8 protein-coding genes are annotated in these 4,940 nt (G+C 72.8%); 2 read left to right on the plus strand and 6 right to left on the minus strand.

What is annotated here, in order from left to right:
• Nucleotides 1-28 precede the first annotated feature (28 nt).
• Together ACFU7Y_RS40105 and def are read right to left on the minus strand one after the other, a co-directional pair.
• Complete coding sequence (locus tag ACFU7Y_RS40105) at nucleotides 29-310, minus strand: hypothetical protein (protein ID WP_224282215.1); 282 nt, start codon at nucleotides 308-310, stop codon at nucleotides 29-31.
• A 166-nt stretch (nucleotides 311-476) separates the two neighbouring features.
• Entirely contained in the window at nucleotides 477-1,067 is a 591-nt protein-coding gene (gene def, locus ACFU7Y_RS40110; RefSeq protein WP_224282214.1) for a peptide deformylase, read from the minus strand.
• Nucleotides 1,068-1,114: 47 nt separating this feature from the next.
• Between def and ACFU7Y_RS40115 the strand changes: the two genes are divergently transcribed.
• Complete coding sequence (locus tag ACFU7Y_RS40115; protein ID WP_380771310.1) at nucleotides 1,115-1,645, plus strand: winged helix-turn-helix domain-containing protein; 531 nt, start codon at nucleotides 1,115-1,117, stop codon at nucleotides 1,643-1,645.
• Between the two features lies 1 nt (nucleotide 1,646).
• On the opposite strand, the gene ACFU7Y_RS40120 is transcribed toward ACFU7Y_RS40115, so the two are convergent.
• On the minus strand, nucleotides 1,647-2,174 hold the full coding sequence (locus ACFU7Y_RS40120; RefSeq protein WP_224282212.1) for a hypothetical protein: 528 nt from the start codon (nucleotides 2,172-2,174) through the stop codon (nucleotides 1,647-1,649).
• 377 nt (nucleotides 2,175-2,551) lie between these two features.
• Here ACFU7Y_RS40120 and ACFU7Y_RS40125 point away from each other — a divergent pair, with 377 nt between their 5' ends.
• Nucleotides 2,552-3,295, plus strand: coding sequence for an alpha/beta hydrolase (locus tag ACFU7Y_RS40125; RefSeq protein WP_380771311.1), 744 nt, complete (start codon nucleotides 2,552-2,554; stop codon nucleotides 3,293-3,295).
• Nucleotides 3,296-3,323: 28 nt separating this feature from the next.
• Here ACFU7Y_RS40125 and ACFU7Y_RS40130 read toward each other — a convergent pair whose 3' ends face one another.
• From ACFU7Y_RS40130 to ACFU7Y_RS40140, 3 genes are all read right to left on the minus strand, one after another.
• Nucleotides 3,324-3,467 carry a hypothetical protein gene (locus tag ACFU7Y_RS40130; RefSeq protein WP_224282210.1) on the minus strand — a complete coding sequence of 48 codons (144 nt, stop codon included), beginning with the start codon at nucleotides 3,465-3,467 and terminating at the stop codon, nucleotides 3,324-3,326.
• A 51-nt stretch (nucleotides 3,468-3,518) separates the two neighbouring features.
• On the minus strand, nucleotides 3,519-4,454 hold the full coding sequence (gene hemC, locus ACFU7Y_RS40135) for a hydroxymethylbilane synthase (RefSeq protein ID WP_224282209.1): 936 nt from the start codon (nucleotides 4,452-4,454) through the stop codon (nucleotides 3,519-3,521).
• A 139-nt stretch (nucleotides 4,455-4,593) separates the two neighbouring features.
• Nucleotides 4,594-4,940, minus strand: a 347-nt coding sequence (locus ACFU7Y_RS40140) for an ABC transporter permease (RefSeq protein ID WP_380771312.1), incomplete at its 5' end; no start/stop codon positions are given.

Consider the following 4,940-nt stretch of genomic DNA (forward strand, 5'->3'; position numbering starts at 1 on the left):
GTCCCGCTCCGGCGCGGTGCGGACCGACTCAGAGGACGAAGTAGCTCGTCCCGACTGCCCGCGCGAACGCCCCGGGAGCCACCTCCGCCGTCACCGGCCCCTGGCAGTTCGCCGCGGCGTGCACCAGAACCGTCGAGTCCGTGAAGTTCCGGATCGACACCGGAGACGAGGTCGCGTAGCAGCCCCGCTGCGGATTCTCCCGGGGCACACCGTTCACCACCAGGACGCCCGTCGCCGCCTGGGCGGGAACGGCGAGTGCGAGCACACCGACGATGGCCGGCATGCCGACCATCGCGATACGACGACGCATGACTGTTCTCCTTTCCGAGGGCGCACGACTGGGAGCGGGCGCCTCTCCGGACCAGGGATTCCCCTCGCGCCCCGTCCGCGTCGGCACAACCGCTGCCGATCCCTCGAATCGGCGAGCGCGGCAGCGATATCGGACGCCAGGGCCGGGCACCTGTGCGGTCACCGCGCTATTCGGCCCCGACCACCTTCGCGGCCCTGGCGGCGCGCTCGGCGAACACCTTCTCCCGCCGGTCCGCGGTCTGCTTCATCATCCTCTTGCGGTCCCGGGCGGAGAGGCGGTCGATGTAGAGCCCGCCGTTCAGGTGGTCGGTCTCGTGCTGGAGGCAACGGGCGAAGTAGCCGGTGCCGTCGATGACGATGGGCTCGCCGTGCTGGTTGACGCCGCGCACCACGGTCCGGGCCGGGCGGGCGAGCCTGGTGTTGGCGCCGGGAACGGAGAGGCAGCCTTCGGTCTCCTCGATCAGCGCACGCCCGGGATCCTGCTCCTCGACCACCGGGTTGAGCACGTGGCCGGTGTGCCGGACGCCGTCGTCGTCGGGGCAGTCGTAGACGAACAGGCGCAGGTCCACGTCCACCTGGTTGGCGGCGAGGCCGCAGCCGTCGGCGACGTGCATGGTGGTGAACATGTCGTCGATGAGCCGCGCCAGGCGCTCGCTGCCGAAGTCCTCCTCCGTCGCCGTGCGGCAGGCGCGGCGCAGGATCTCCTCCCCCACCTCGGTGATCCGCAGGACGGTCGGGCGTTCACGCGGCTCGGACACGGCGCTCCTTCGAGGGGCTGGGCTTGCTGTCGGCTTTGCAAAGTAGCATGCTTTGCAAAGTGACCGAAGACCTCGTCAGAACCGGCCCCCTTCCCGAACACGCCGTCCGCACCGCACTGCTGGAACTGCTCGCCGAACACGGCACCGTCACCTCCACCGAAGCCGCCGCCCGGCTCGGCCTCAGCTCGGGCCTCTGCTCGTTCCACCTGCGGCAGCTGGCCCGGTACGGGCTGATCGAAGAGGCCCCGGCCACCGACGGACGGGCCCGGCCGTGGCGGCTTCCGACGGTCCGACAGCCCGCAGCAGAGGGCGAGTTCGGCGAGCTGGCGCGCGGCCTGGAGGACGAGAGCCACCAGCGCTGGCTCGCCCGGCGCGCCGAGGCCCCGGCCGAGTGGCAGCGGGACGAGGCCTTCAGTGCCGTCGTCTACCTGACGCCCGAGGAGCTGACCGCCGTCGGCGAGGCGGTCCGCCAGGTCCTCGCCCGCTACCGGGGCCGCGAGACCGACCCGGCCACCCGCCCGGCCGAGGCCCGCCCGGTCGCAGCCGTGACGCGCCTGTTCCCGCTGCTCGACGAGTAGTTCAGACCGTCCTCGCTCGCACCGCCCGTACCAGCGGCCCGGCCACCAAGCCCACCGCCGCTCCCAGGACGACCCCCTGCACCCCGTCCCACACGTCCTGCACGTCGCAGTCCCGGCCGATCGCCGGAAGCGCGTACTGCACCGCCGACACCGCGAACGGCAGCGCCGCCGCACCCAGCAGCGCCACCGCTGCCCGCCGCCGGGTGCCCGCCAGCGCGGCCGCGAACCCGACCGGGGCGTAGGTCGCCAGCTTGAGCTCGATGTGCCGGACGTGCAGCAGCTCGTACGGCGATCGCGGCCGGCCGCCCTCCAGGGCGCACTGCCGTACGGCACCCTCCGAGAGCTCGAACGCCTCCGGCAGCAGCGTCGCCGTGACCACCCCGCCGAGTCCGAGCAGCAGCACGAAGCCCACCACCCAGTGAGCCCGCAGCAACCGCCCCACCGGACGGTTCAGCAGGGCCGCGGGCACCAGCGAGAGCAGCAGCCCGGGCCAGAACATCGGCATCCCGCCGAGCACCGCACTGATCACGCCTCAACGGACGCCCCGAACACTCTCCCGGTTCTCGCCGGAGGAGGGAAAAACCACCGGACGGTCACCGGGCGCCCGGCCGCGCAGCTCGGCGTCGAGGACGCGTCGGTGGTGAAGCGGGTACGCCGAGCGGCGGCATCGTCGCAGCCGTACCAGGCCCGGGCCCGAGTGGCTCCGTGGCATCCGGCCACGGAACCTCCGCAGAAACCCGTTTGCGGACCAGGGCGGCCGCTGCTAGTTTTCCGGAGGCCGTGCGAGAGAACGAGGAGGTGGTACCCGTGAACGCAGTATCGACATGGGTGCTCCCCTCCGGGGTCACGGCCGGGCGATAGGTCGTCCGGGAGCGCCGTTCCAGAGCACTCCCGAAAGGCACGACCATGCAGTTCACTTCTGAGCGACGCCTCGACGACGGCGTCCTCGAACGCGAGTTCACCCTCGGCGAGATCCCCGGCATCCTGTGGACGCCCGCGTCCGCCTCCGCGTCCGCACCGGCGCCGCTGATCCTGATCTGTCCCCCGCCGCTCGGACTGAGCAAGATGTACCCCCGGCTGGCAGGGCGGGCCCGGTACTACGCGGCGGAGTACGGCTTCGCCTCGGCCACCATCGAGCTGCCCGGGAGCGGTGACCGGCCCCGTTGGGCCGCCGCCGAGCAGGCCCGCGCCGACCTGCGCCGGGTGATGGAGGCCGGCGAGCCGGTCGGCGACGAGATCGTCGACGCCCTTGTCCTCCCGCTGGTCGAGAAGGCGGTCCCGGAATGGCGGGCCACTCTGGACGCCCTCCTTTCGCTGCCCGAGATCGGCGGCCCGGTCGGGTACGAGGGGGGAGTGATCTCCATTGGCGCCCGGCTGGCAGTGGTCGAGCCGCGCATCTCGGCCGCCGTTCTGTTCGCCGGGAGTTTCGTGCCCCGCACCATGTTCGAGGAGGCCCGCCAGGTCACCATTCCGCTGCAGGTCCTGCTGCAGTGGGACGACGAAGGGAACGACCGGCAGGCGGCCCTGGACCTGTTCGACGCCTTCGGCTCCAAGGAGAAGACGCTGCACGCCAATCTGGGCGGGCACACCGGCGTCCCGCAGTTCGAGCTCGACGCCGGGGCCCGGTTCTTCGCCCGGCACCTGACGTGAGGCCGGGCCGTCCGGACGGCAACGGACGTTAGGCGGTACCGGTCAGGACGCCGCTCATCGAGGAGAGGTCCCGGTCCTCCTCGATGGCGGTGACCGGCGGATGCACGACCGCCCCGATCGCGGCGGTACCGGCCCTCGGCGGTACCGTCCGGTCGGGGCGGCGCCCGGCCACCAGCGCCTCCCCCGGCCGGGCCCATGCCGTGAGGCACTCGGCCCGGCCGGATCAGTGCGGGATCGAGGAGATCAGCTCCTGCGCCCCCTGCCGCTTGAGCGCCAGCGCCACCGAGGTCCCGAGGTCCTCCGGGCTGAGCGCGCCCGCCCACTCGTGGGCGTCCAGCACCTGCTTGCCGTCCGGGGTGAAGACCCGGCCGCGCAGCGAGAGGCGGCCGTCCCTCTCCGCCCTGGCGTAACCGGCGATCGGGCTGTTGCAGTGGCCCTGGAGCGCGTGCAGGAACATCCGCTCGGCCGCCGCCTCGCGCCAGGTTTCATGGTGGCCGAGGGCGGTGACCGCCTCGATGGTCGCGGTGTCGCCCTCGCGGCACTGCAGGACGAGGATGCCGGCGCCGATCGGCGGGCACATCGCCTCGACGCCGAGCACCTCGGTGATCCTCGCCTGCTCGCCGATCCGTTCCAGGCCGGAGACGGCGAGCAGCAGCGCGTCGGCGTCCCCGGCCTCCAGCTTGGCGAGCCGGCTGTTGGCGTTGCCGCGGATCGGGACGCACTCCAGGTGCGGGTGGGAGGCGGCGAGTTGGGCGACCCGGCGGACGGAGGAGGTGCCGATCCGGGTGCCGGGCGGGAGTTCGGCCAGGGCGAGGCCGCCGGGGTGGACGAGCGCGTCACGGATGTCGTCGCGGCGCAGGTACGCGGCGAAGACGGTGCCGGCGGGCAGCGGGCGGTCGGCGGGGATGTCCTTGAGGCAGTGCACGGCGACGTCGGCCTCCCCGGCGAGCAGCGCCGCGTCGACCTCCTTGGTGAACGCGCCCTTGCCGCCCAGCGCGGCGAGGTCGCCGGTCCAGCGGTCGCCCGAGGTGGTGACCGGTACCACCTCGGTGCGCAACTCCGGATGCAGGACGGCGAGTTCGGCGCGGACCCGGTCGACCTGGGCGAGTGCCATGGGCGAGGAGCGGGAGACGATGCGGATCAGCTCAGCGGTGGCCATGGCGCGATGATAGGCGCTCGAACAGCGCGGCCTGAGCATGCGTCAGCCGTGCGGCGGACGCGGCGGCCGACACGGCAGGCCCGGACGGCACGGACGGCCGGTCGGGGTTCCGACCGGCCGTCCGTCCCGAGGTCCGTGCTCACTCGTTGTGCAGCACCTCGGCGATCGACAGCCGGGCCGCCGAGCGGGCCGGGACGAGCGCGCCGAGGACGGCGATCGCCACGCCCGCCAGGGCGAGGCCGACGAGCAGCGGGGCGCTCCAGATGTCGAGCATCTCCTCCGGGAAGACGATCGTCCCGACGTTCTCGGTGATCAGGCGGTGAGCCACCATCCCGACCGGGATGCCGATGATCCCGCTGGCCACGCCCTGCCAGGCCACCGAGACGACCGTCATCGCCACCACCTGCCGTGGTGTCATCCCGATCGACTTCAGCATGCCGAGGTCCCGGCGGCGCTCGCGGATGGTGAGCAGCAGGGTGTTGAAGC

The sequence above is a fragment of the Kitasatospora sp. NPDC057542 genome (assembly GCF_042801945.1).
Lineage (GTDB): Bacteria > Actinomycetota > Actinomycetes > Streptomycetales > Streptomycetaceae > Kitasatospora.

What these genes read in the sequence shown, in the direction of transcription:
- hemC (WP_224282209.1), bottom strand. Translation starts at nt 4,454, where the DNA reads ATGGCCACCGCTGAGCTGATCCGCATCGTCTCCCGCTCCTCGCCCATG.
- ACFU7Y_RS40105 (WP_224282215.1), bottom strand. Translation starts at nt 310, where the DNA reads ATGCGTCGTCGTATCGCGATGGTCGGCATGCCGGCCATCGTCGGTGTG.
- ACFU7Y_RS40115 (WP_380771310.1), top strand. Translation starts at nt 1,115, where the DNA reads ATGCTTTGCAAAGTGACCGAAGACCTCGTCAGAACCGGCCCCCTTCCC.
- ACFU7Y_RS40125 (WP_380771311.1), top strand. Translation starts at nt 2,552, where the DNA reads ATGCAGTTCACTTCTGAGCGACGCCTCGACGACGGCGTCCTCGAACGC.